This is a genomic window from Enterocloster alcoholdehydrogenati (assembly GCF_013282095.1).
In the GTDB taxonomy this organism is placed as follows: Bacteria; Bacillota; Clostridia; order Lachnospirales; family Lachnospiraceae; genus Enterocloster; species Enterocloster alcoholdehydrogenati.
The window spans coordinates 1-23,313 of record NZ_BLTJ01000014.1 but is presented as its reverse complement, the minus strand read 5'-3'; the positions used below and the strand labels follow the sequence as shown (position 1 = coordinate 23,313).

The window sequence follows — 23,313 nt, the reverse complement described above, 5'->3', positions numbered from 1 at the left end:
GGAGCCCTTCTATCATTCAATATACATTTTCACTGCAGAAATTAGTCATTTCCATACAGAGCAACCAGCTTGGAAAGGTACTCATAACGTTCCTTAGCCTCCTGCTCGTTGCGTGCGAACAGCTCTGCTGCTCTTGCAGGGTTCTTCATGGTCAGAGACAGGTAACGAACCTCGCCCTTTAAGAATTCCTGATAGTTCTCCATCTTAGGAGCCTTGGAATCCAGAGTGAACTTCTTCTCTGCTGCCGGGTTGTAACGGAAGTTATTCCAGTAACCGCACTCTAATGCCAGCTTCTCTTCTGTCTGAGCCTTATTCATGCCCTTCTTGATACCATGGTTGATACATGGAGCATACGCGATGATCAGAGATGGGCCCGGATATGCCTCAGCCTCAGCCAGAGCCTTAACAGTCTGCTGCATATCGCCGCCCATACAGATCTGTGCAACGTATACATAGCCATAGCTCATGGCGATGCCTGCAAGATCCTTCTTCTTTGTATCCTTACCGCCAGCTGCGAACTGAGCAACTGCACCGGTCTTGGTAGACTTGGAGGCCTGACCGCCGGTATTGGAGTAAACCTCAGTATCGTATACCATGATGTTGATATCCTTACCGGAAGCCAGAACGTGGTCTACACCGCCGAAACCGATATCGTAAGCCCATCCGTCACCGCCGAAGATCCACTGAGACTTCTTAGCCAGGAAATCCTTGTTAGCTACGATGTCCTTGCAGGTTGGGCAGTCAACGCCGGATAATACAGCAACCAGCCTGTCAGTTGCAGTTCCGTTTAATGCGCCGATTCCATAGGTATCTAACCACTCCTTGCAGGCAGCCTTGATCTCTTCTGTTGCCTGGTCATTTGCCATTACGCTCTCAACCTTGGCCTTTAAACCGTCTCTGATTGCATTCTGAGCCAGCAGCATACCGTAACCGAACTCAGCGTTATCCTCGAACAGAGAGTTGTCCCATGCAGGACCCTGGCCCTTAGCGTTCATGGTGTATGGTGTGGAAGGTGAAGAGTTGCCCCAGATAGAGGAACATCCAGTTGCGTTTGCGATGTACATTCTGTCACCGAACAGCTGAGTAATCAGCTTTGCGTAAGGAGTCTCGCCGCAGCCTGCACACGCGCCGGAGAACTCAAGCAGAGGCTGCTTAAACTGGCTGCCCTTTACAGTGTTCTCCTTGAACTTTGCAACAACCTCATCCTTGATGGATACCGTCTGGCCAAAGTCAAAGATTGCCTGCTCGCTGAGGCTCTCTTCCAGAGGCTTCATATCCAGAGCCTTGTTGCCCTTCATACCTGGGCAGACATTTGCACAGGAACCGCATCCGGTACAGTCAAGTGCGGAGATGGTCATGGCAAACTTGTAGCCTGGCATACCGGTCATATCCTTCATCTTCATATCGGCAGGAGCCTTCGCAGCTTCATCAGCTGTCATGGCTACTGGACGGATAACAGCGTGAGGACATACATAGGAGCAGAAGTTACACTGGATACAGTTGTCAACATTCCATACAGGAACATTTACAGCAATACCGCGCTTCTCGTATGCGGAGGAACCGGATGGAGTAGAACCGTCAACGTAATCCTTGAATGCGGATACAGGCAGGTTGTTTCCTTCCTGAGCATTTACCTTGGACTGGATATTGTTTACGAAGTCAACAACATCTTTGCGTCCCTCAGTAACTACCTTGTAGTCAAGGCCTTCATCCTCGCAGTCAGACCAGCTTGCAGGAACCTCTACCTTGTGAACGCCCTTAGCGCCGGCATCGATTGCTGCCCAGTTCTTCATAACAACATCCTCGCCCTTGCGGCCGTAGGTTGCCTTTGCAGCTGCCTTCATCAGTTCATTTGCCTTCTCAGCAGGAATGATGCCTGTCAGCTCGAAGAATGCAGACTGAAGGATGGTATTGATACGGGTCGGGCCCATGCCGGTCTCGATACCGATCTTAACGCCGTCAATGGTGTAGAAGTTGATCTTGTGGTCTGCGATGAACTTCTTAACCTGTCCAGGCAGATGCTTCTCAAGGCCTTCCATATCCCATGGGCAGTTTAACAGGAAGGTACCGCCGTCAACCAGCTCCTGAACCATGTTGTACTTGCGTACATAGGAAGGATTATGACAGGCAACGAAGTTTGCCTGACGGATCAGGTAAGTGGATTTGATACGGCTGTGTCCGAAACGCAGGTGAGACATAGTAACACCGCCGGACTTCTTGGAGTCGTAATCAAAGTATGCCTGAGCGTACATATCTGTGTTGTCGCCAATGATCTTGATGGAGTTCTTGTTAGCGCCTACGGTACCGTCAGCGCCAAGGCCCCAGAACTTACAGTTGGTTGTTCCCTCTGGAGTGGTAACTAACGGAGCACCGATCTCCAGGGACAGATTGGTAACGTCGTCCACGATACCGATTGTGAATGGGCTCTTTGTCTCATTCTCAAATACGGCTACGATCTGAGCAGGTGTGGTATCCTTGGAACCTAAGCCGTAACGGCCGGTCTGGATCTTAACCTGATCGAATCTGCTGCCCTTAAGAGCTGCAACAACGTCCAGATACAGAGGCTCGCCCATGGCGCCTGGCTCTTTGGTTCTGTCTAATACAGTGATGGTCTTAACAGACTCGGGAATTGCGTCGATCAGCGCCTGTGCGCAGAATGGTCTGTACAGACGAACCTTGACAACGCCAACCTTCTTTCCCTGTGCAGCCAGGTAATCAATGGTCTCCTCAATGGTATCATTTACAGAACCCATGGAAACGATGATATGCTCTGCATCAGCAGCGCCGTAGTAATTGAACAGCTTGTAGTTCGTGCCGATCTTGGCGTTTACCTTGTCCATGTACTCCTGAACGATAGCAGGAAGAGCATTATAGTAAGGATTGCAGGCCTCTCTTGCCTGGAAGAAGATATCTGGGTTCTGAGCGGAACCTCTGTGGCATGGATGGTTTGGATTCAGAGCGTTCTTGCGGAATGCTGCAATGGCATCCAGATCAGCCATATCCTTCAGATCCTCGTAATCCCAGGTCTCGATCTTCTGGATCTCATGAGATGTACGGAAACCGTCGAAGAAGTTGATGAAAGGAACTTTGCCCTTGATTGCTGCCAGATGAGCAACGGGAGTTAAGTCCATAACCTCCTGTACGCTGGATTCACACAGCATAGCACATCCGGTCTGACGACAGGCATAAACGTCGGAATGGTCACCGAAAATAGATAACGCATGGCTTGCCAGTGCACGGGCGGATACGTTAAATACGCCTGGCAGCTGCTCGCCTGCGATCTTGTAAAGGTTGGGGATCATCAGTAACAGACCCTGGGAAGCAGTATAGGTGGTGGTCAGCGCACCTGCTGCCAGAGAACCGTGTACAGCGCCTGCTGCACCAGCCTCAGACTGCATCTCTGTAATCTGAACCTCATGACCGAAGATGTTGGTTCTTCCGTCTGTTGCCCACTCATCTGTGGCTTCAGCCATAGGTGAAGATGGGGTAATCGGATAAATAGCCGCTACATCAGTAAATGCATAGGAAGCATGAGCTGCTGCATGGTTACCATCCATGGTTTTCATTTTTCTTGCCATTTTGATTTCCTCCTGCAATTAGTGAAATATGTATATGATAGTATACATTTAAGTCCGCCTGTAGGTCTTAGCCCCACGCAAACTGACCTGTATACTATTATAATCAATTATTTAACAAATTGCAAATGCTTAATTGCCATTACTGCAAAAAATACAATGTATACAGTATAATTTGTGCAGGTAGCAAAGAAACAGTCTCCCAACCGCTCTTATCCGAGAACGGTATGGGGACTGTTTCTTATTTTTTCATGATTTTTTATTGTTTTTCACTAAAACCCTATTCTGGTTTCACCGGCACTACTACCGGTGCCTCTCCTGGACCGGAAGCGGCTGTTGTAGCCGCCGTTTCTGCCTGGGACGTGGGGGCCGGGGCCGCCGATGACTCTGACGGCTTGGTGCTGCCCGGTCCGCCCGAAGAGGCTGCCGTTGTCCCGGTACTGCCTCCCGGCTGAGTTTCTGCAGCGCTGGAGGAGGGGGTATAGCCGTCAGGCATTCCGTCCACAGTAGGAGTAACTGTAGTCGCCTGGGTAGTGGTCTCTGCGGGATTTAACACTACGCCGCTGGTATTGCGGTGAACCACAGGCTTATGCCCCTTATAGGTAGTCTTGTGATCCAGTTCTCTGGAAATCTCCTTGCCATCCTTATAGATCACCTTATAGGTTTCCCACCGGCTGCCGGAACTTCCGCTGCTGACCGTTTTCTCTACTCCGGGTTCCAGTGTCTGATCCTCTACATACTCCGGCTCCGGCACTCCCAGATCCTCTACCTTTTTGGATTCCAGATCCCAGGTGATGCCATCATCCAGAATAGGAATACCGTATACGGATACGGTCACCTTCTGATCTGCGTAGCTTGCACGCAGGCCGATGGCTGTACTTGAGTTATTTATAAACTTAAAATCCGGCTGATCCCAGCTGACCGTAGCATCCCGTCCCGGTGTCACATAGCTGGGCTCAAAGGTGTGAGATCTGCGGGAGCTGATCTTCAGGCCGGCCTTGAACACGGCATTATAGAGGGTGGTGGAAACCTGACACACGCCGCCGCCGATCTCCTGAACCACCTCGCCGTTATTATAGGCGGCCGCACCCTTATAGCCCTTTGCCTCCGTACGCTGGCCAACCGTGCCGTTGAAGGAGAACTCCTCTCCCGGCTTCACTACTGTTCCGTTAAGTGCCTCCGCTGCCAGACGGATGTTGGTATTGCGGTTCTTATTTGACGTAGTCGTAGTAGTAAATGTACCGATGGTCTTATACTTCTCTTTTGCGCTTGCCGCTGTAATCTCCGGGGCCGTAACACTGCCGGAAGCTTCGATGCTGGCGTCAAACTTCTTTTCTGACAGGGCTTCTAAAATGTCGGAAGCCAGCTTATCCTGGTCAATGGCAAAGCCATTTTCCTCGCCGGAAAAAATAAACTTGCCGGAAGATGCATCAAATTTGTCAATGGAACCATTTTTTGCCTTTTTATCCCACTTGGCTGCGCAGGCTGCGGCCTCCGCTTTGGCCTGTTCCTCCAGTCCAGCAGTGTCAAGACTGTAGCTTTCCTGAGGTTCTCCGCTGTAGATCTCTTCTAACAGAGCGTCCACCTTGGCCTCCATCAGGTCGTTTACCTCATAAACATCTGATCCATAGGAAACAGTCATGCTCCATGGAAACTGCTTTAAAATTGCTTCCCTTGCCTGGCTCTTTGACATACCTGTAATGGAAACGCCGTCTACCGACACCTCCTTTTCCATCTCCGTCTCAGTCACAGATTCGGTCTGGCTCTGGGTCTCGGTTCCTCCGGTTTTCTTTTCCTTGAACGCCATGGCAATACAGGTAATGACTACAATCAGAATCACACCGGCAATGGCAATGACCTTGTAATTAGGCCCTTTTCTTCTGTGATGGCTGTTGCGCCTTGCGTTCTGCATGGCATTCATCCTGCCTGCCTGGCCGGAATGATAGGATGATGAGCTCCGTGAACTGCCGCGCCCTGCGTTTCCCGCCCCAGTGTTTCTTGAGGTGGTTCCCCGTGAGGCGCCGTGCCCTCTATCTGAACCTTTCGCGCGGCTTCTGCCTGCAGAAGAGCTGCGGTTCCTGCTGTTGTTTTCTAACTGATTCATTTTCCTCACACCTTGTTTAAAATACTTTTTCGTTATTCACAGCTTGTAGTATAACATACTTTACTCAAAATGGAACCGCCTTTTTATATTTTTTTCCTGCGAGTTTCTTCATTTATGAATTTACTGTTACCATATATAAATGAAATATTATGAAACTGTTACCAAAGTATTTCGGAGACTTTTTAACGCTTGATTCATCCCTTGTTTCCATCTGTTTCCAGGCGGCTGCCGGACGCCGTCGCCTTTGACAGCTGCAGCACGATCTCGCTGAAATACCGGGCAGGAACATGGTCCAGAAAAAGCGCCTTGTTATCATCCGCTTCATCGTACACATAACTTCCCCGCTTCACCTCTCCCGCACGGTAAAACCGGACGCTCTCTACCGTAACCTCCTCGTTCTGCCCGGCTATATAGGTACCTGAAAAGTGAAGCTCTGCTCCCAATTCTCTGTCCTCCCGGTAAAATTCAAAGAAGCAGCCTGCATCCTGAACGGAACCTGTATACCAGCCAAGAGACTGCATTTTTCCTATCAGAGAAAGGTCGTTCATCTGTATGCCCTCAAAGCGCTCCAGAGATTTTTTCCCTTTTTCTTCCTCTTCCAGCCGGTACACCGGCCGGTCTAACTGGGAAATAGGCTGAATGATCTCATAGTCCTCCAGCTGCCCCTTCCATGCCTCCAATTCCTCCTTCGTAAGTTCCACGGGATGAACCAGGCCGATCCTTGCCTCCTTCGGCAGCTCATATTCCTCCTCATCTGCTGTGTTTAGGGATCCGTCCTCCATGTAGCGGAAACTGTCGGTCAGCGTTTCTTCCTTATATATTCCCCAGATCAGGCCAATGGCAAAGGGGTGCATCACAGGCTTTTTCGTAAAGAGAGCCAGCCAGTCTTCCTTCTTCCACAGACGCTTGGCAGAAAGCGCCTGTTCCAGCCGCTGTTTCTGATTGGAAACCACAGCTTTCATCTGCTTTTTCATGGATTTAAATTCCTCATAGGCCAGCGCCGCTTTCTCCTGCTCATCACGCTTACCGGGAGCCGGCATATTTTTAAGCTTTTTGCCTTCCTGATCTCTTACCTGTATCTCCAGCTCCGGGGTAATGGTTACAATAAATGACCTTGACCCATAGTCAAACTGCCGTTCCATCCGCTCATCAAATCCCAGATCCGGCACAATCCGGTCAGAGAGTTCCTCTCTGGTCATCCCAAGCTGGGAAGCGGCAAAATCCAGGGCATTGGAGGCCGCGGCCCTGATCTGGCGGAATTTAAATTTTGAAGCGATGCTGTCTACCTTTAAAAGCGCCTCCGGTTCTGGACTCAGGGCAAGTGCGCGGACGGCTTCACAGGCCATGGCTCCTCGTGCATTCGCCGGCCATTCCTGGATCTGATGGGACAGTTTTTTAACCATCAAACTGCCGCCATGGACAGATGCTGCATACAGAACCCATTTTTTCTTGGCCTCCGCCCCCTGCTCCATCCAGCGGTCGAACAGCTCATTGACATAAACAGCAAGCTCTGTTTCATTTAAATCCTCTGCCAGAAAAGCGGCGTCCTGGCTGACTCCAGGATTCGATCCCATACCGGCATAGCTAAGAAGGAACGCCTGAAGGTACTCATCCCCGGCGGTTTCTCCATTCTTTCGGCGCACCTGAGGAAAGGGGGTCTCAAACGCCCAGGACAGCGTCCGTTTTTTGCCGCCTTTATGAAGATTTTTCACCAGTTCCTCCTTCTTTAACGTCCCGCCTGCGGCTGCACCTGTGCCGTTCTCCTGCCCGTCTTCCTGAGCCAGAACCTGAAGCAGAAGCTTTCGCACCTTGGCATTTTTTTCCTTTTCCAGGGCCGTTTCCAAATCAGGACGGTCCTCCGGGTCGTTCCAGGCTGCCAAGGTGCAGACGGCCATTTCCCTTGGCCCTGCTTTTTTATCGGAAAGAAGGGCTTTTATATCCTCTCTCCACTCTCTCTTTTCTTCCAGAATATGTAAAAGCTCTGAACGGACGGTTTTGGCCGTATCCTGGGTATAGGAAAGAATCTCTCTGCGGCAGGTTTCCGGCAGCAGGGCCATGGTCATCAGGCCCAGACGGCGTCCCTCTGCCTCCGACCGGCGGAACGCCTCAGCGACAGCCTGGGGATCTTCCTGAAGCTTTGGAAGAAATACCTTGCGGGAAGCCATATCATAACAACGCGTCTTTGCATCCTCACTGTAAAGTGATTTTAAATTCAGGACAAAGGTCTTGATCAGATGCAGAGCGTCCATTCCGGCATCCTCCATATCCTTGAAAAATTCGGCAAAAGCGGCCTCATCATTTCCCAAAAAAGGATTGCCTGATGATCCAGATGCAAAATAATACCCCTCCTGCCGCAGGAAAATGCAGGCCATACAGCGTTTCACAAACGCCCTGTTTTCCGGTTCCGCTTCACATTGTGCTATCTTATCCCTTAAGCGGTAGCCCCGGTAATAATTTGCATTTTTTACCATATCTTCCTCATAGGGATACAGCGCAGACAGCGGGGCGCTGCCCTGTAAGTATTCCCTCAGCACTGCCGTCTCCGGGCCGTTATCACCTGTCAGCGCCTCTATAACCTCAGCGTTTCTTTGGCGGTTCACCTCAGGCTGGAGCTGCCTATACAAGGCTGTGTCCTTTTCGCGGATCACCTGCATTAAACGGCCAAGCCTGTCCATGTCTGCCCTTTTCAGATATTCCAGATATACTTCCCTGTTCTGCCTGAACTGATATTTTAAGATATTACTGTAATTTTTTAAAGCAGCCCAGGCAATATATGCGCCTGTATCCAGATGAAAGACCTGGTCAAAATCACCGCCCCGCTGTCTGAGGTCTCCGCGGATATCCATTTCCTCCATAGCCATAAGAGCCTGCTCCATATTGGAAGCGAGAAACAGTTCTGCCGTTCTTTTTAAACAGGGAGAGCATTTCATATTTACAAACGCTGTGCCGCATATGATCCGGGTCAGAAAATCATCTTTTGCTATGGGACCGGCCATGGAGCAGACCGCCTCGGTCAGCGGCCCCTGCTCTAAGGCTGTACAAACCTGATTTTTCTGGCTTTCCGAGAGGGACGGGGGGAGCATACTTTCCACCGTTGATACTGCGATTCTCTCATAACGCCTCATAAGCTCCCCGTCCTGCTCATCCATTTCCTCTGACTCTGTTTTCGGATACCGCATTATGAAATAGATTGCTAAGAGAATCAGGCTGCCATTGCTCCATTTTCCTGTGCAGAAATCCAGGGCTGTTTTGATTATTTCAGCAGTTTTTGCCTCCTTCCGCATCCGATCCATCCAGCGGGATGTGAGCATATATTTGTTTCTTCCGATCACTTCCCCTGCCACAGACAGCCATTCTTCCTGCTTAAGTCCCCAGTAATAGCCGTATGTCTTCATAAAGTCGATACCCCAGTAATTTATGGCTGCCATGGCTGCGCAGGTCGACTGTCCCAAAGCAAAAAATACGCGGATCAGCTTTTCGGCTTCTTCCTTCCGTTTTTCACTGATACTGCAAAACAGCTGGCTGCCGGGTCTTACACACTCAGAAGGGAGAGTATAAAAATCCCGTTTTTCCAGGTCATCCAGGACTTCCTGCCCCTTTTCCCCGGAAAGGTATGCCTCTACCTGCTCCCTTTCCTTTTCAGACAATCCGATGGGTTCCAGACTCTCCATGATCTTATCCGTATAGGATTTCTGTGAATGTATCATAGTATTTATCCTCCTTCGCCCGCTTCATAACCTTTGAAGCGTTTTTTCCTGATGTAATAGGCTTCTGCCAGGTCAAAGTCTGTTTTCTGCTTTGCCAGATACAGGTATTCCGTCAGTTTCGTGTATATTTCCATATCCGGGCCATGTTCCGGGTGAAGGCTGTGTCTGAGGGCTTCAAGCTGAACCTCCAGTTCCTTCAGCTGTTCGCCAAGAACGCTTAACCCGCTCTGTTGCGCCTGTTTCTCCCAGCGTTTCAGTCCTTTTATAGTGCTGTCGTGGACGGTGTCAAACCCGCTCTGATAGAGATCTTCCAGCTGCTGGCGGACATTATCTAAAAGTTCCCTTGTCTGGTGAATGGCCTGCATCCTGAGCAGGGCCTTTGTATCCGGCGGCGCTTCTGTATCCGATATCTCCCCTCCTTCCATTCCTTCGCTGTCCGGCGGTTCTTCAGAAACCGGCTCCCACCAGAACAGCTCCAGCGGATGCAGGCACAGCCGTCCGTCCTTCAGATACAGTTTTCCCGCGATCACAGGCGGGGCTGATTCTCCCTGTCTTTCTACCTGTGCAGCAGTCCGTTCCAGATAACGGATGTTGGCATCCTCCTGTTTATCATAAGCCAGTTCTACCAGAAGCTCCCGGCCCGCCTGATCCATAACTGCCATGGAAAATTTCTGTTCTGTCCCGGAAAACTCTGCCCGGCCCCAGATGGCGGCGCGGATCAGCACTACCCGTACCCGCTCTTCCTCCGGCTGCAGCCAACCGCCCCGAAACGGACACTGTTCTTTAAAAAGCCGGCCAAAATCATCGTAAACCCAGGATTGGCCATCCGTGGCCTGAAACCCGTTGTTTCCAGTAATCCGGGCCTGAGTGTCCTGGCTGGATGAAAGACGCCCCGTTTTTCCTGCTTTGGCCTGTTCCAGACAGAGCCTTGCGCCTGCCAGCTGTTTCAAGGTCAGGGGAAGCCCCCAGGGAACGGCTGCTTTTTCCTCTCTCCCCCGCTTTTTCCCACTGTCATAAAAAACAGGACGGGCGCTGGTATAGGTGTACCACTCCTTTGTTTTCTCCTCCAGAAAATATATGGTTTCTCCCTCATATCCGTTTTTACTCTTAAAATATTCCGCCGTAAGCCCAACCAGATGCAAGGTTCCTGCAGGTTCATACTCCATTCGGAACACTCCCCCCAGCTCCTGCGCCTCCCTGGCTGTCCGGACCCGGCTTAAACGGCAGAGACGGCTATACAGGCGGGCGCTCTCCTCCATGAGGGCGGCAGCACTTACCGATGCCCGGCGGCGAAAGTATGCCTCATAGCCCGTGTGCAGGCTTCTAAAGCTGTCCTCAAAGGATGCCAGATCCTCATTATGGCTGATTACAGCCAGCCGTTCCAGAGAGTCCGCACTCTGAAAAGCGGTGCGGGAAAGGCCGGATGCAAATATATCCTCCAGCACTTTTTTCATTTCCAGCGCCCGCTCCCGGATGCGCTCCAGATCCATCCCTTCCGTCTCCTTCTGCTCAAACTCTTCCTCATGAAACTTCTCCGCTTCCAGACGGCACCAGATGGCTGCTGCTGCTCTGTGGGGACAGAAATCCTTTTTCCGGCAGCTGCAGGACGAATATTCAAGCGGCCAAAGAAATCTGACCCGGATATCGGAGTCGGGAAGCTCTACCGTCACCACACTTGAACGAGTGATGTGAGCCCGGACTCCCGTCCGAATTTGCCCCAGTACCTCCTTCAGGCGGCGGGGGCCTAATGTGCGGATGAGTCTGGCGGGGGGAATATCTATGACGGCTGACCAGACCCGCTGTGAGGAAACGTCCGGCGTCTCAGAAGGTTCTTTGGAACTGTCTTTCTTTTCTCCCCCCTGGGCATCCGAACTATAGAGTTCCCTCAGAGCCAGCACTGCCTGCACCATATGCCTGCATACAGACCGCGAAGGACAGCTGCAGCTGCTTTCTGCAAGCACCGGCTTTACCGCCACCTCTTCTTCCCCTGTTTTTACCCGTATTTCATTTTCCCCGGTTTCCAGAACCTGAACCGGGATGGTTTCCATATCCTTATGAGCCCGTTTGACGGTGCCCCTGTTGCTGATGCCGGACAGATATTCGTCATCTGCCCCGGCCAGTATCGTCTTCCAGTCTGTCATGCTATGATCTTTCCCATCCATTCTGCCAGCTGCTCCGGCGTCATGGCTCCTACATGAGCCCCCAGCCGGGCCATATGTTCTGCCGCATTTCTGTCATATACAGGCTCTGCTTCATGATCCAGCGCAGTCAGGGCAACAAACTTCGCCCCGCTTTCCACGATATCTTTTACTGCGCCGAGCATATTCTGATAGCTGCCGCCCTCATAGAGATCGGATACCAGCACCATCACTGTCCTTGCAGGACTTTCCATCAGCGTCTCGCAGTAGCGCAAAGCCCCTCCAATGTCCGTTCCTCCCCCCAGCTGGACGCTCATTAACGTTTCTACCGGATCCTCCACATATCCGCTTAAATCCACCACGCTGGTATCAAAAATCACCAGCCGCACATCCATTACCGGCAGTCTGGCAAAAATTCCGGCCATCACGGCGCTGTGGATCACGCTGTCCAGCATGGAGCCGCTTTCGTCCACACAGAGAATCACCCTCCAGGGGCTGTGGCGTTTGAGCCTGCCGTAAAAATATACATCTTTTAAGAGCAGCTGTTTTTTCTCTGTATCATAATGCTTCAGATTCATCCGTATGGTCCTTTTTATATCCAGATTGCGCACAGAGCGCACCGGGCTGCCGGACGAACGGTCAATGCGTCCCGTAAGGGCGGGGCGGATCTCCTGCTCCATCTGCTTTGCAAGCTCCTGCGCCACTTTTCTTACCACTTCCCTTGCCATCTCAAGAACCGGCCCCTTCATCATGGATTTCAGCTCCAGAACCATTTTCAGGAGTTCTCTGTTGGGCTCCATGCGCTTTAATACCTCAGGATCTGTGAGAAGTTCTGTCATTCCATATTTTTCCAGAGCATGGCGCTCCATGATTTCTGCGGTTGATTTCGGAAAGAGACGACGCAGCTTTTCGATCCAGGAAGGCACCGTAAGCTCCGACGCTCCGGTTCCTCCCCTCCGCTCCTTTCGTATGTCCTGATCTTCCCCATATTCTCTGGAATAGAGAAAATCCAGAACCTGATCCATTTCCTCATAGGGCAGCTTTCCCGGCGTGAAGCCTACGGCCCCGTCAGAATACCTCCCCAGGGCCAGACGCCACCGGTTCAGTATCTCCTTTTCATCCCTCATCCTGTTTTTTCCTCCATGGCCGTTTTTACATATTGTTCCAGTTCCTTTCCATAGGATAATACTCCGGGAAGCACCGGCTGTCCGCCTGTTTCCAGTCGTTTTTCACCATGAAGTCCGGCTGCAAGGCTGCCGATCCGGCGCAGCTCCCCTGGAGTAAAGCAGCCGAAAGCCAGACGCAGCTGGGGAAGCAGTTCCATAAATTCGCCATCTTCAACCTCTCCGAAAAAATAATCCAGCATAGCGATAAAACCATTTTCCGCAAATACAAGATCCCTGGCCGTGAAGAAAACACCTCTGAAAAAAAGCGCCGTCTTAAGAAGCCTGTCGCGGGTACCTGACAGGTATCCTCTTGCAGCCTGCTCTGCCTCCCCGGCCTCCTCTCTCCCGCTTCCGTACAGGATTCCGTGAATACAGCCTTCCAGCCCCGGATGAAGGTCTCCATCCTCTCTCATCCGTCCCAGCGCATCAAAATAGTCCTCACGGCTGCAGCCAGGGCGTCCTCCGGTCTGGTACAGCAGCTTCAGGGCTTTCATGGTCATATCCAGATCCTCTTCCCTGATTCGGGTCATAGAGGGAAGAAGAATCACCAGCTTTTCATAGCAGCCCTCGATCAGCTTCTCAAAGGGGAGGAACACACGATAAAGCCCCTGCAGTTCCTGCAGCATACGCAGGCGGGACAATGCCTCTGCCACCGCATAAAACCGGGTGTCCTCCAAAATAATCCGGCTCACTGTCTCATAAACCGGCTCCATCTCCCGCTCCAGCCCCATTTCAAAGGCAGACGTTAAAAGGAGCGCCGCCTTTTCGGCATCCTGTTCCTGCTTCAGCCGTTCTCTTGCCAGGCTGACCGCCGCCTCTTCTATGGTGGCTCCATGAACCGATACGTCCATAAGGGCCGCCCCTGTGGAAGGCCGCCAGCCATAGACCCAGGTTTCCCGCATCATATTCCGGTCGCGATTCAGGCGCAGATCCGGCCCTCTTGTCTTTCTGGCAAAATCAGCCCCAAGAAACAGAAGGCGGTTGAAAAACTTGCTCTCATCTCTGTGCTTTTGATTGGAGAAGGGTGTCAGGATCCGTTTGGCCTCCAGAGCCGACCGGCTGCGGATCCCAAAGCCGGCGCACTGGCGCTCAAAATCCCGGATCAGAGGCGGAACCTGCGCCTGATCGCAAAGCTTTCCCAGACGTGTGCCGGTCATACGTTTTTTAAGAATCCTCAGCGGCCGATCCGTGGAAAGCGTACATTCTCCCTTTATAAAAGAAGCCAAAACAGCGTCCTTCAGTTCCCAGGCTCCCGGCTCTTTCTTTTCGCGGAGCATGGCCAGACCTCTGGCCTGTTCTAAGGCGCAGATCTCGTCATAAGCAGTAGGAACGCCCTCCTTTTGCCTTCCCTCCCGACCGGTCTCGATCAGAAAGTCCAGAACAGCCTCTTCATAGACGCCGTTTTCAGGGCCGATATGTTCCAGTTTTTCCCATATTTTCTGATAAAATCCGGGAAAAGGCATACCGCTGGCATATCCGCTCCAGGCATCGGTTTCCTCCATGGAATAGGGCATAAGGTAAACGCCTTCCTCCCCGTTCAGACCAGAGGCAGCACGGTCGGAAGTTTTTCCTGTCAGGGCTGCCGGTTCCGTTTCTGATACCCTTTCCTCCCTGGATTTTCTAATGTATTCCTCCAGGCCTGGCGTATGGAATCCGCCCGTTACCGCCAGCACCCGTCCATTTTCTCCCAGTTCCCTGGCCTTCTTTAAAAGCTTTCCTGCCATGAAGCGTTCTCTGGCTTCACAGCCTTCGCTCCTTATCTGTTCTGGGGGCGTATCCTCCCGGATGATCCTGCAATAGCCAAGGAGCATTTGAAACCATTTCTCATCCTCCATCCTAAGGCCGCGGATCTCAAAATACTTCTCCCAGAATTCCTCAAAGGAACGCAGTCCCGTCCGCTCACAGAGCCGGTCCCAAAACTGACTGCCCGATAACAGCCTGTCCCCGCTGCTTCCCTTTGTGCGGCTTTCTTCACAGGCTGCCAGGATCTCCCGGTAGGGCAGATCCATAAAACAGCTCTCGATCCCCTGTGTCTTACATTCCCGCAGGGCCGCCAGTTCCGGCGAGTAGTCCAAAAAAGGGTAGTAGCATTTATAATATCCCTCTTTGTCCCCGATCTCCCCTTTTATATCCTGGTAGGAACAGTACACCGCAAAAGGCGCTTTTGTTTCTTCATGGGTCATCACAGGAATCAGGGACTGTGCATTTTCAGGCCCTTCGATCAGCACCGCATCCGGTTTCAGCCGCCGGATCATCCTTCTTATATGCCAGGCACAGGCGGGACTGTGATGCCGCACAGGAAGAAGGATTATTTCAGCCATTTCCTTGCTTCGTAGTATCTGCTCCATATTCCGCCCTCTCTGCTGCTCTTATCCCGGATCACGGTAGAAAAATATGCTCTCACCTTCTCCAGGTCGTCCTTATTTTCCTTGGAAACAGCGCCTGTCAGGTTCTGAACCAGACAGTCCACATCCATCGTACCGTCCCCGTAATAGTACCCGGAGATCATGGTCTGATAATACACGGATACCGCCTCTGCCGTACTCATCACAGCTGCCGGCCGGTCGATACGATGACCTAAAGACGAAACGCCCTCCCGCAGTTCATGATAGGTAGACGCTAAAAGTTCCGCCGCATCCTCATCAGGCTCCATTTCCACATGATTTTCCCTTGCAAGGCTCTCCACTTCATTTAAAATAATCTGTTTTTCCATGGCAGCCTCGCGGATCGGCTGAACGGTTTCAAAATTGAAACGGCGTTTTAACGCGCTGCTCATCTCATTGACGCCCTTATCCCTGGTATTGGCCGTTCCAATTACGTTAAAACCGGGAGCAGCAAAGAGGAACCCCTCGTCTCCCAGCTCCGGGATATTTAACAGCTTGTCGCTCAGTACACTGATCAGGCTGTCCTGGATTTCCGCCGGTGTACGGGTGATTTCCTCAAAACGGGTGATGATCCCTTTTTCCATCCCCGTATAAAGAGGCGCAGGAACCAGCGCCCTGCGATCCGGCCCATTTGCCAGCAAAAGGGCGTAATTCCAGGAATATTTGATCATATCCTCCGTGGTTCCGGCAGTACCCTGAATGGTATTTGTACTGACACCGCTGATAGCCGCAGAAAGCAGTTCCGACAGCATGGTCTTTGCAGTACCCGGCTCTCCTACCAGCATAAGGCCCCTGTTTCCGGCCAAAGTAACGATGCTCCGTTCCACCAGGGCATCATTGCCGAAATACTTCCTGCAGATCCGGCAAACGCCGCCGGAATAATGGATTTCCTTCTGGCTTCCCAGAATAAACGTCCGTACTGCTTTTGGGGAAAGTTTCCAGTTCTCAGGGCGGAGGCCGCTGTCATTTTCCCTCAGTGCCTTGAGTTCTTCCTGATACCGGGTTTCTACCGGCGGTTTGATCCATTTCTGCTCCATCTGTCGTGTCCTCCATCTAAACTGTAAGCAACGATTCAGCCATGCCGTCGTCTTGTTTTCAAAAAGCATGAAAGCAAGAAGCTTTGGCTATCCTCCCTATGTCAATTTGTACAGAAATATGCTTATGTAAGCCAGCTTGCAGCACATAGTTTTGCACAGATTGCCCCATGGCTGAACAGTTACAACGGTAATAGGAAATATATGTCTCAGTATAGCAAATTTCTCCATACTGTGCTACTATATAATAAGTAAAAGAAACAAAAAGGAAGGGAAAACCAATGGGGCTTATTGATCTGCACGTTCACTCTGACGCTTCTGACGGAAGCTTTCCCCCAGCCCAGGTAGTGGCTCTGGCGAAGGAGGCCGGCCTTAAGGCCATAGCTTTAACAGACCATGATACTACGGCTGGGATCCCGGAGGCTTTAAAGGCTGGAGAAGAGTCAGGGATAGAAGTAATACCCGGCATCGAGGTATCCAGCCATTATGAGGGGCATGAGATCCATATTCTGGGATTGTTCGTAGATCCATCGGATCAGGGACTGGCGGATTTTCTCCAGGAGATGCGCAGCCGCCGCGGCTGCCGCAACGAGGAAATGCTTCACAGGCTGGCAGCGGACGGCATTTCATTCACAGCCTGCGAGCTTTACGGGAACAACCCTGATACCGTAATCACAAGAGCGCATATTGCCCGGGCCATGGTTCAGAAGGGAATCTGCTCATCCGTGGAACAGGCGTTTAAAAAATACCTGAATTATGGCGGCCCCTACTGTCCGCCCAAGGAGTACATGGAACCGGAAGCCGTGGTAAACATACTCCTGAAAAACGGAGCATTTGCAGCTTTGGCCCATCCGTTTTTATATAAGCTGGGGGATAAGAAAACCGAGGCTCTCATCGCCCGCCTGGCAGACATGGGTATGAAAGGCCTGGAGGTCTACCACTCCTCCAACCACAGGTCAGAAAGCCGCAAGCTTCAGGAAATGGCGTATCGATACAGTCTTTTTCCCACCGGCGGCTCTGATTTTCACGGAACCTGCAAACCCGATATCGCTATTGGAAAAGGCCGGGGCGGACTGCGGGTATCTGAACTTCTTCTTAACGACATCAAACATTGTATTTCTTGTAACGGTCTGGTATAATCGGGCTGTGGGGCATATTACCCGGACAAAAAAGGAGGATGCTGTATGAAAGTCCAGAATGTTACAGATGTAGAGAAATTTTTTAAAGTGATCGACGAATGTAAGGGAACCGTAGAGCTGGTATCTCCTGAGGGCGACCGCATAAACTTAAAATCAAAACTGGCCCAGTACCTGTCCATTGCCTCCATCTTCGCCAACGGCTATATCAGAGAGCTGGATCTGGTGGCCCATGAGAAGGAGGATATTGAACGGCTGATCAAATTTATGTATCAGGGCGAGTGAAAAAACGAGCAGGATTAAACCCCAAAGGCGATACTGTCAAAGGTATAAGCCTTTGGGGTTTTATATATCAAAAACAGACCTCCATCAGCCAATGCATGGATTAAATACATACTTTTTTCGGCTGATAAAGATCCGTTTTTAAATTCCTATCCTATATTATGCTCCCCGTCTTCACTCACCGTTACAGGACATTGTGTCTCTTCTTTTTCTTTCCGCTTCAGTCGTTCATTCACCTCATCCCTCAAAAGGGTATAAAGCACTGAACAAAGGGGGATAAAGATCAGCATACCGGGAACTCCCATCATGCTGCCGCCCAGGGTAACGGCGGCAAGAACCCAGATGGATGGAAGTCCTACTGAGTTTCCTACCACATGGGGATAAATCAGATTTCCTTCGATCTGCTGAAGTACGAAAAATACCACGCTAAAGAGCAGAGCATCCATAGGGGAGGTGATGAGCATTAAAAAAGCTCCTATTCCCCAGCCGATAAAAGCTCCGAACACCGGGATCAGCGCCGTAAAGGCGATGAGAACACCGACTAAAAGCGCGTAGGGCAGATCCAGAATCATAAGGACAGCAAAAAACATTGAACCCAGGATCACCGCCTCCACACACTGGCCTGCAAGAAAACTTGAAAATGTCTTTGAGGTCAGAGCGGCGATCCGCAGAGTCTCTTCTACTACCGATTCCGGCAGAAACGCCCTTAAAAGCTTCTTCATCTGACGGCTTAAATTTTCCTTTTGAAGCAGAATATACATGGAAAAAATAAAGCCGATCAGGAAGGTAGACATCCCGCTTACAATGGAAACAGCGGCGGAAACAGTGGTATCCAGCATGGAACTGGCGCCATTCTTCAAAAACAAAAGGGTCTCATTCAGAATCTTTGGCCAGTCAATATGCACCTGTTCAATCTGCGTCAGTATCTGAGGATTTTCCGCAAAAAGCCGTTCCAGCTGTTCCCTGACCTCCACAAAAAATACGGGGATGCTGTTTTGGAGGCTCCAGAGCGTCCGAACCAGCTGGGGCATCACAACAAACATGACCAGAAACAGCACACCTGCTACGAAGAGGATCGAAGCGATCAGGCTGAGAGGGCGTTTTAAGCGGCTGTTCTTTTTAAACACCCGATCCAGGCTTGTCTCAATCCAGCGCATGGGCACATTCAGGATAAAGGCAATAACTGCGCCAAGTATGAAAGGGGCGGCCATGTGTACGGCAGAAGCCAGAAGCTCCAGCACTCTTGTATAATTGATGCCTACAATGACTGTTACCACAGTAAAAAGGATCAGTCCCCGAATTTTATTGATAGTATCACGATTAAATTCCATTCTTATTTCCTTTTCTTTATAATTTTCCTGTTTCTTCCAGGAAAACAAGGCGGATCTGCTCTCTTGTTCCTTTAAAGGTTCCCTGAGCCATCAAGGCGCTGCCCCCGCCCCGGCCGTCAAGCCTTGCATTCATGGCTTTGCTCAAAGCCCTCATATCCGCCTGACTGCTGCCAAGAGCATACTGATAAATGCCATCGGAGTCATTTCCGGAAAATACCCCTGCGATCTTCCCCTTATTCTGCTCATAAAGCAGAGTGGCAAACTGACGCAGCTGCACCGGCTCCATGCCTTCCTCAAAAAACTCCTCGGCCCCCTGGCTCTCAGGACATACCGCCAGCTTTAACCGGAAGATCTTCTGCCACATTTCCCCAATCTGTCCATCTTTGTGCTGACCTTCATTTTTCAGCTTCTCCACTGCCTCCGGCACCAGCGCTACCTTGGCGGAAAGCAGGTTGGAAATGCGGATCTCATCCTTTAAGCGCTCTCTGTAATCAAGAAGGGCCAGACGGCCGCAGAGCATGGAAATGCGCACGCCGCCCTTATAGTGGATCATAGTCCTTGTCTTAATTATACCCACCTCGCCGGTGTTTTCTACATGGGTGCCGCAGCAGGCGCATACGTCCGCGCCGGGGATCTCTACAATCCGCACCTGGCCTGTGAGCTCTTTTTTGCTTCTGTAATCCAGTGCATCCAGCTCCTTTGATTCGGGATAGAGCGCCTTAACCGGCACGTTGGCATAGATGATCTCATTTGCCTCGTCCTCCAGCGCTTCCAGCTGCTTTTGAGTGAGTACGCCGTTAAAATCAATGGTGACTTCCTCTGTCCCCATATGGAACCCCACATTGTCATAGCCATAATGCTTATGCACAAGGCCGGACAAAATATGCTCCCCCGTATGCTGCTGCATCAGGTCATAACGTCTTTGCCAGTCGATCACTCCCTCGGCCAGAATCCCTGTCTCAATGGGAGCCGCCAGTTCATGTATAATCTCCCCTCCGCGCTCATGTACGCTTAAAACAGGGATGCCGTTGACTGTTCCCGTATCATAGGGCTGTCCGCCTCCTTCAGGATAAAAAGCGGTCTGGTTAAAGACGGCTTCCCAGGTGCCTTTCTTTGAAGCTGTGCATTTTAACACGGTACACATAAAACTTTTTACATAAGGTGATCCGTAGTATAAACGGTTTTGGTCCATTTTTCCTCCTCCGGTCCGATCTGTTGTTCCGGTTTCTTTACACTTTTGCCCGGAACAGGACTCTAACCGATTATACTACATTTTGTCAGGCTCTTCCATTTAATTTTTTCTAAAATTTTTCCTTCTGATCAGAAACATGAGCAAGCTTTCCTACATATGATACATTGTAATCAAACCTTTATGGAGGAACAACAATGAGTGATGTAGCAGCAACAAATTGCGGATGCGACTGCGGGTGCGGATGCCAGTCGGGAGGCGGCTTTAATATTATCTGGCTGATCCTGATCCTGTGCTGCTGTGGCGGCGGTGGCTTTGGAGGCGGATGCTGTGACAACAACCGCGGCGGATGCGACATCATCTGGATCCTTTTGATCCTGTGCTTCTGCGGCGGCGGAAACAGTTTCTGCTGATTCCACAGTATGTCCTAAGCCAGCACCGGAACCTTTTGTTCCCCGAACATAAGGCCGACGGCCGACGGATGCGGGTATGCGTCTGAAGGCCGGCGGCCTTGTTCTTTTGCCTTACCAGGAACTGTCAAGCAGTTTCCTCAAAAAAAAAGCCGGCGCAAGTGCCGGCCTTTTTCATTCCTACTCTCCCATAGTCTCTGCCGGCCACGGCCCTGCCGATCCAGGGTTTTTCCTGTCCCGGTTTTTCCCGCCCCGTTTTTTCTTATCCTGATTCTGCCTTAAAAGACAGGCCTCATCGATTTCATAAACTGCATTTCCATCTATAATAAGCTTTGCATACATTTTCCGTCTCCCCTTTTCTTTTGCCGGATGCGCACGTTCGCTCCGGCACATCAGGGCCAAAGCGGCTGCCCTGCTATAATATATGCATGGGACACAAGAGAGCCGCATATGTTTAAAACAAAGTATGGAAACAGGTGAAAATGCTTATGGTTTCCTCTGAGGAAAACAGCGATTATAAACTGACCGATCTGGACTATCTCATCGGCGACCACCATCTTCAGATGATAAAAGCGGCTCTCCCCTTTTTTGACGTGCCGCAGCAACGGGCCGTATCTGTATTTGTAAAGTTTCAGGAGCTGAAAAAAACGTTTGAGCTTTTTGAGACAGAGGAAGTGGCTTCCATGGGAATCTGCTCTCTGGAACAGCCTCAGTCCCGCGGCTCCGTCCGGGATCTTTTAAAGGCCATCCGCCCTTATGCCAATCCCATGGAGCAGGATCTGATCGATATGACCGGAGCGTTTATGGAAGGGCAGACGCCCATGGAACAGCTGCGCCGTTTTTTATCTCCGGAGCAACAGTCCCGCTTTGAGACCATGCAGATGGTGATCACAGCTCTGCAGGCCATGGCATAGCAGTATAAACGATTAAGGTTTGGCACTATCAGCCGGAAAGGATTACATAGCCTATGGATAACAGTTGGAAAAATGATCCGAGACTAAAAGCCATGGATAAGGAAAAACTGGATCTTCTGACCCGCTTTGCAGATCAGGTAAGCCAGTCAGAAAAAGAGCAGCTTCCCCAGGCTCTCATGGCCATCCATAGCGAGGCCAGAAAGCAGGGAATCCGCTTTAACGACAAGGAAACCGCTCTCCTTGTCAATATTCTCAGTGCCCATATGGCGCCCCAGGAGAGAAAGAAGATCGATCTCTTAAAAATGCTGTCAAAGAAAATAGTTGGAAAATGAGTGCTGCAGGAAATAACGGACGGCAAAAACAGATGCAGCCGCCCGTTATTTCCCTGCGCCCTTTCATTCTCCATTTTTCGGGCAGGCACCGTCTCCTGCAACGCCTCATTTTTTGGTTCCATGTAAGGCCTGACGTATAATATAGGATGCCTGATCCGCTTCCTTTTTGTCCGCATAAATATAATATGTGTCCAGCCGTCTAAGCGTATCTCCCCACGCCGTGGTTCGCCCTCTGCCCATCACATTCATACTGGCTCCATTTTCCAGTTTAGTTTTAAACGGAATCCCCTGCTCTCTCAGGGCTGTCACTGCGCGAAAATACTGTTCCTGATCCATTGTCACAAAAACTTCTTTCTTCTGAAATCCAAACATGAAAACCTCCTTTTCCGATTTTGTTTCTGCGCTTATATCCTTATATTATATCATGTCTTTTTTATAAAGTCTCTTATATTCTCCTTTTGAATATCCATGTATATTTCCTTTGAAACCGTCTCGACTTTCTTTACGGATGTGCCGCCCGGCAAAAAACATGATATAATGCCATATGTTTAAGCGCTTAAACAGACCGGAGGTAAAATAATTTTGGAACATATGAAACAGGATATCTCACGACTGCAGTATGAATTCAAAGAGTGTCAAAAACTGTTTACTGCATTGGGAGATGAAACGCGCCAATATCTCTTATGCGTTCTGCTTAACTGTGACTGCCAGGGAAGCAGGGTGATCGAGCTGGCGGAAAAGACCCATTTGTCACGGCCGGCCATTTCACATCATATGCAGATCTTAAAGGATGCAGGCATTGTAAAGTCCCGAAAGGATGGAACGTGTATTTACTACTATTTAGATCCTGATAAGCAAAAAATAGGGCAGATGGAGCACCTTTTTTCTGAAATCAAACGGATCGCAGGACAGGCTCCTGACAGGAGCGGAACGGACAGGTTATAGCCTGTAAACAAGCAAGGAGGAATCAGCTATCATGGAATTGTTAGAAGCCATTGAGAAAAGACATTCAGTACGTTCATACGAGGATCGGGAAATAGCCCCAGCCGTCAGGGATGAATTATCCGCTTTTATACAGCAGTGCAATCAGGAAAGCGGGCTGCATATGCAGCTGGTTTTAAATGAACCCAAAGCCTTTGGCAGTTTTAAGGCACATTACGGAACCTTTTCGGGGGTAAAGAATTATATTGCGGTAATCGGAAAGAAGTCTGCCTCTCTGGAAGAGCGATGCGGCTACTACGGGGAAAAGGTTGTTTTAAAGGCCCAGCAGCTGGGATTAAATACCTGCTGGACAGCCATGACTTACAGTAAAATCAAATCAGCATTTCAAATTGATCCCGGCGAGAAGCTTTGTCTCGTGATCGCAGTCGGCTACGGAAAGAACCAGGGAACCGGACATAAAATTAAAGAGCCTGCAGCAGTAGCCCGGTCTGAAAAACCCTGGCCGGACTGGTTCTCCAAAGGCGTACAGGCAGCACTTCTCGGAGAATGTGAAACTTTTTCTGTAAAATTAACTACGATAAGGTCCTTCTATGATAAAATAAATATCATTAGGAGGGCTTTTTACTATGGCAAGACAAAAGAAACCGGTTCACAGAGTTGAAATGACAG

General features: G+C 50.4%; 18 protein-coding genes. 7 read left to right on the top strand and 11 right to left on the bottom strand.

Going from position 1 to position 23,313, the window contains the following annotated elements; translation table 11 throughout:
• Positions 1-41: 41 nt before the first annotated feature.
• The 7 genes from nifJ to HW447_RS14755 form a co-directional block, all read right to left on the bottom strand.
• Entirely contained in the window at positions 42-3,578 is a 3,537-nt protein-coding gene (nifJ, locus tag HW447_RS14785; RefSeq protein ID WP_176255899.1) for a pyruvate:ferredoxin (flavodoxin) oxidoreductase, read from the bottom strand.
• 277 nt (positions 3,579-3,855) lie between these two features.
• Positions 3,856-5,679, bottom strand: coding sequence for a VanW family protein (locus HW447_RS14780; RefSeq protein ID WP_176255898.1), 1,824 nt, complete (start codon positions 5,677-5,679; stop codon positions 3,856-3,858).
• Positions 5,680-5,873: 194 nt separating this feature from the next.
• Positions 5,874-9,386 carry a DUF4132 domain-containing protein gene (locus tag HW447_RS14775; RefSeq protein WP_176255897.1) on the bottom strand — a complete coding sequence of 1,171 codons (3,513 nt, stop codon included), beginning with the start codon at positions 9,384-9,386 and terminating at the stop codon, positions 5,874-5,876.
• Positions 9,387-9,391: 5 nt separating this feature from the next.
• Complete coding sequence (locus tag HW447_RS14770) at positions 9,392-11,527, bottom strand: SWIM zinc finger family protein (protein ID WP_176255896.1); 2,136 nt, start codon at positions 11,525-11,527, stop codon at positions 9,392-9,394.
• Positions 11,524-12,651 carry a VWA domain-containing protein gene (locus HW447_RS14765; RefSeq protein ID WP_176255895.1) on the bottom strand — a complete coding sequence of 376 codons (1,128 nt, stop codon included), beginning with the start codon at positions 12,649-12,651 and terminating at the stop codon, positions 11,524-11,526. Before HW447_RS14765 ends, HW447_RS14770 begins: the two co-directional genes overlap by 4 nt.
• A complete protein-coding gene (locus HW447_RS14760; protein ID WP_176255894.1) occupies positions 12,648-15,011 on the bottom strand; it encodes a DUF5682 family protein in 2,364 nt (787 codons plus the stop codon). Before HW447_RS14760 ends, HW447_RS14765 begins: the two co-directional genes overlap by 4 nt.
• Positions 14,999-16,111 carry an ATP-binding protein gene (locus tag HW447_RS14755; RefSeq protein ID WP_176255893.1) on the bottom strand — a complete coding sequence of 371 codons (1,113 nt, stop codon included), beginning with the start codon at positions 16,109-16,111 and terminating at the stop codon, positions 14,999-15,001. Before HW447_RS14755 ends, HW447_RS14760 begins: the two co-directional genes overlap by 13 nt.
• 278 nt (positions 16,112-16,389) lie before the next feature.
• On the opposite strand from HW447_RS14755, the gene HW447_RS14750 reads away from it, so the two are divergent.
• Positions 16,390-17,247, top strand: a complete 858-nt coding sequence (locus tag HW447_RS14750; protein ID WP_176255892.1) for a PHP domain-containing protein — start codon at positions 16,390-16,392, stop codon at positions 17,245-17,247.
• Between the two features lie 45 nt (positions 17,248-17,292).
• Positions 17,293-17,529 carry a polya polymerase gene (locus HW447_RS14745; protein ID WP_176255891.1) on the top strand — a complete coding sequence of 79 codons (237 nt, stop codon included), beginning with the start codon at positions 17,293-17,295 and terminating at the stop codon, positions 17,527-17,529.
• A gap of 146 nt (positions 17,530-17,675) precedes the next feature.
• Here the strand turns inward: HW447_RS14745 and HW447_RS14740 are convergent, their stop codons facing one another.
• Together HW447_RS14740 and HW447_RS14735 are read right to left on the bottom strand one after the other, a co-directional pair.
• Complete coding sequence (locus HW447_RS14740; RefSeq protein ID WP_176255890.1) at positions 17,676-18,857, bottom strand: AI-2E family transporter; 1,182 nt, start codon at positions 18,855-18,857, stop codon at positions 17,676-17,678.
• Positions 18,858-18,873: 16 nt separating this feature from the next.
• On the bottom strand, positions 18,874-20,049 hold the full coding sequence (locus HW447_RS14735) for an alanyl-tRNA editing protein (RefSeq protein WP_176255889.1): 1,176 nt from the start codon (positions 20,047-20,049) through the stop codon (positions 18,874-18,876).
• 194 nt (positions 20,050-20,243) lie between these two features.
• On the opposite strand from HW447_RS14735, the gene HW447_RS14730 reads away from it, so the two are divergent.
• On the top strand, positions 20,244-20,459 hold the full coding sequence (locus tag HW447_RS14730) for a hypothetical protein (protein ID WP_176255888.1): 216 nt from the start codon (positions 20,244-20,246) through the stop codon (positions 20,457-20,459).
• Positions 20,460-20,636: 177 nt separating this feature from the next.
• On the opposite strand, the gene HW447_RS14725 is transcribed toward HW447_RS14730, so the two are convergent.
• Positions 20,637-20,798 (bottom strand): hypothetical protein, encoded by a 162-nt coding sequence (locus HW447_RS14725; protein WP_176255887.1) that lies wholly within the window; start codon positions 20,796-20,798, stop codon positions 20,637-20,639.
• A 146-nt stretch (positions 20,799-20,944) separates the two neighbouring features.
• Here HW447_RS14725 and HW447_RS14720 point away from each other — a divergent pair, with 146 nt between their 5' ends.
• The gene (locus HW447_RS14720) at positions 20,945-21,370 is read left to right on the top strand and encodes a hypothetical protein (protein WP_176255886.1); all 426 of its coding nucleotides are present in this window, start codon (positions 20,945-20,947) and stop codon (positions 21,368-21,370) included.
• Positions 21,371-21,423: 53 nt separating this feature from the next.
• Complete coding sequence (locus HW447_RS14715) at positions 21,424-21,702, top strand: hypothetical protein (RefSeq protein ID WP_176255885.1); 279 nt, start codon at positions 21,424-21,426, stop codon at positions 21,700-21,702.
• Between the two features lie 105 nt (positions 21,703-21,807).
• Here HW447_RS14715 and HW447_RS14710 read toward each other — a convergent pair whose 3' ends face one another.
• Positions 21,808-22,074, bottom strand: coding sequence for a hypothetical protein (locus HW447_RS14710; RefSeq protein ID WP_176255884.1), 267 nt, complete (start codon positions 22,072-22,074; stop codon positions 21,808-21,810).
• 219 nt (positions 22,075-22,293) lie between these two features.
• Here HW447_RS14710 and HW447_RS14705 point away from each other — a divergent pair, with 219 nt between their 5' ends.
• On the top strand, positions 22,294-22,647 hold the full coding sequence (locus tag HW447_RS14705) for an ArsR/SmtB family transcription factor (protein WP_243176316.1): 354 nt from the start codon (positions 22,294-22,296) through the stop codon (positions 22,645-22,647).
• Positions 22,648-22,678: 31 nt separating this feature from the next.
• Positions 22,679-23,305, top strand: a complete 627-nt coding sequence (locus HW447_RS14700) for a nitroreductase family protein (RefSeq protein WP_176255882.1) — start codon at positions 22,679-22,681, stop codon at positions 23,303-23,305.
• Positions 23,306-23,313 lie beyond the last annotated feature (8 nt).

Bases quoted from the DNA above. Each gene is read 5' to 3' on its own strand.
- HW447_RS14780 (WP_176255898.1), bottom strand. From the start codon at position 5,679: ATGAATCAGTTAGAAAACAACAGCAGGAACCGCAGCTCTTCTGCAGGC.
- HW447_RS14735 (WP_176255889.1), bottom strand. From the start codon at position 20,049: ATGGACCAAAACCGTTTATACTACGGATCACCTTATGTAAAAAGTTTT.
- HW447_RS14715 (WP_176255885.1), top strand. From the start codon at position 21,424: ATGGATAACAGTTGGAAAAATGATCCGAGACTAAAAGCCATGGATAAG.
- HW447_RS14770 (WP_176255896.1), bottom strand. From the start codon at position 11,527: ATGACAGACTGGAAGACGATACTGGCCGGGGCAGATGACGAATATCTG.
- HW447_RS14710 (WP_176255884.1), bottom strand. From the start codon at position 22,074: ATGTTTGGATTTCAGAAGAAAGAAGTTTTTGTGACAATGGATCAGGAA.
- HW447_RS14700 (WP_176255882.1), top strand. From the start codon at position 22,679: ATGGAATTGTTAGAAGCCATTGAGAAAAGACATTCAGTACGTTCATAC.
- HW447_RS14745 (WP_176255891.1), top strand. From the start codon at position 17,293: ATGAAAGTCCAGAATGTTACAGATGTAGAGAAATTTTTTAAAGTGATC.
- HW447_RS14775 (WP_176255897.1), bottom strand. From the start codon at position 9,386: ATGATACATTCACAGAAATCCTATACGGATAAGATCATGGAGAGTCTG.
- HW447_RS14740 (WP_176255890.1), bottom strand. From the start codon at position 18,857: ATGGAATTTAATCGTGATACTATCAATAAAATTCGGGGACTGATCCTT.
- HW447_RS14705 (WP_243176316.1), top strand. From the start codon at position 22,294: ATGAAACAGGATATCTCACGACTGCAGTATGAATTCAAAGAGTGTCAA.
- nifJ (WP_176255899.1), bottom strand. From the start codon at position 3,578: ATGGCAAGAAAAATGAAAACCATGGATGGTAACCATGCAGCAGCTCAT.
- HW447_RS14760 (WP_176255894.1), bottom strand. From the start codon at position 15,011: ATGGCTGAAATAATCCTTCTTCCTGTGCGGCATCACAGTCCCGCCTGT.
- HW447_RS14765 (WP_176255895.1), bottom strand. From the start codon at position 12,651: ATGAGGGATGAAAAGGAGATACTGAACCGGTGGCGTCTGGCCCTGGGG.
- HW447_RS14755 (WP_176255893.1), bottom strand. From the start codon at position 16,111: ATGGAGCAGAAATGGATCAAACCGCCGGTAGAAACCCGGTATCAGGAA.
- HW447_RS14730 (WP_176255888.1), top strand. From the start codon at position 20,244: ATGAGTGATGTAGCAGCAACAAATTGCGGATGCGACTGCGGGTGCGGA.
- HW447_RS14725 (WP_176255887.1), bottom strand. From the start codon at position 20,798: ATGTATGCAAAGCTTATTATAGATGGAAATGCAGTTTATGAAATCGAT.
- HW447_RS14720 (WP_176255886.1), top strand. From the start codon at position 20,945: ATGGTTTCCTCTGAGGAAAACAGCGATTATAAACTGACCGATCTGGAC.
- HW447_RS14750 (WP_176255892.1), top strand. From the start codon at position 16,390: ATGGGGCTTATTGATCTGCACGTTCACTCTGACGCTTCTGACGGAAGC.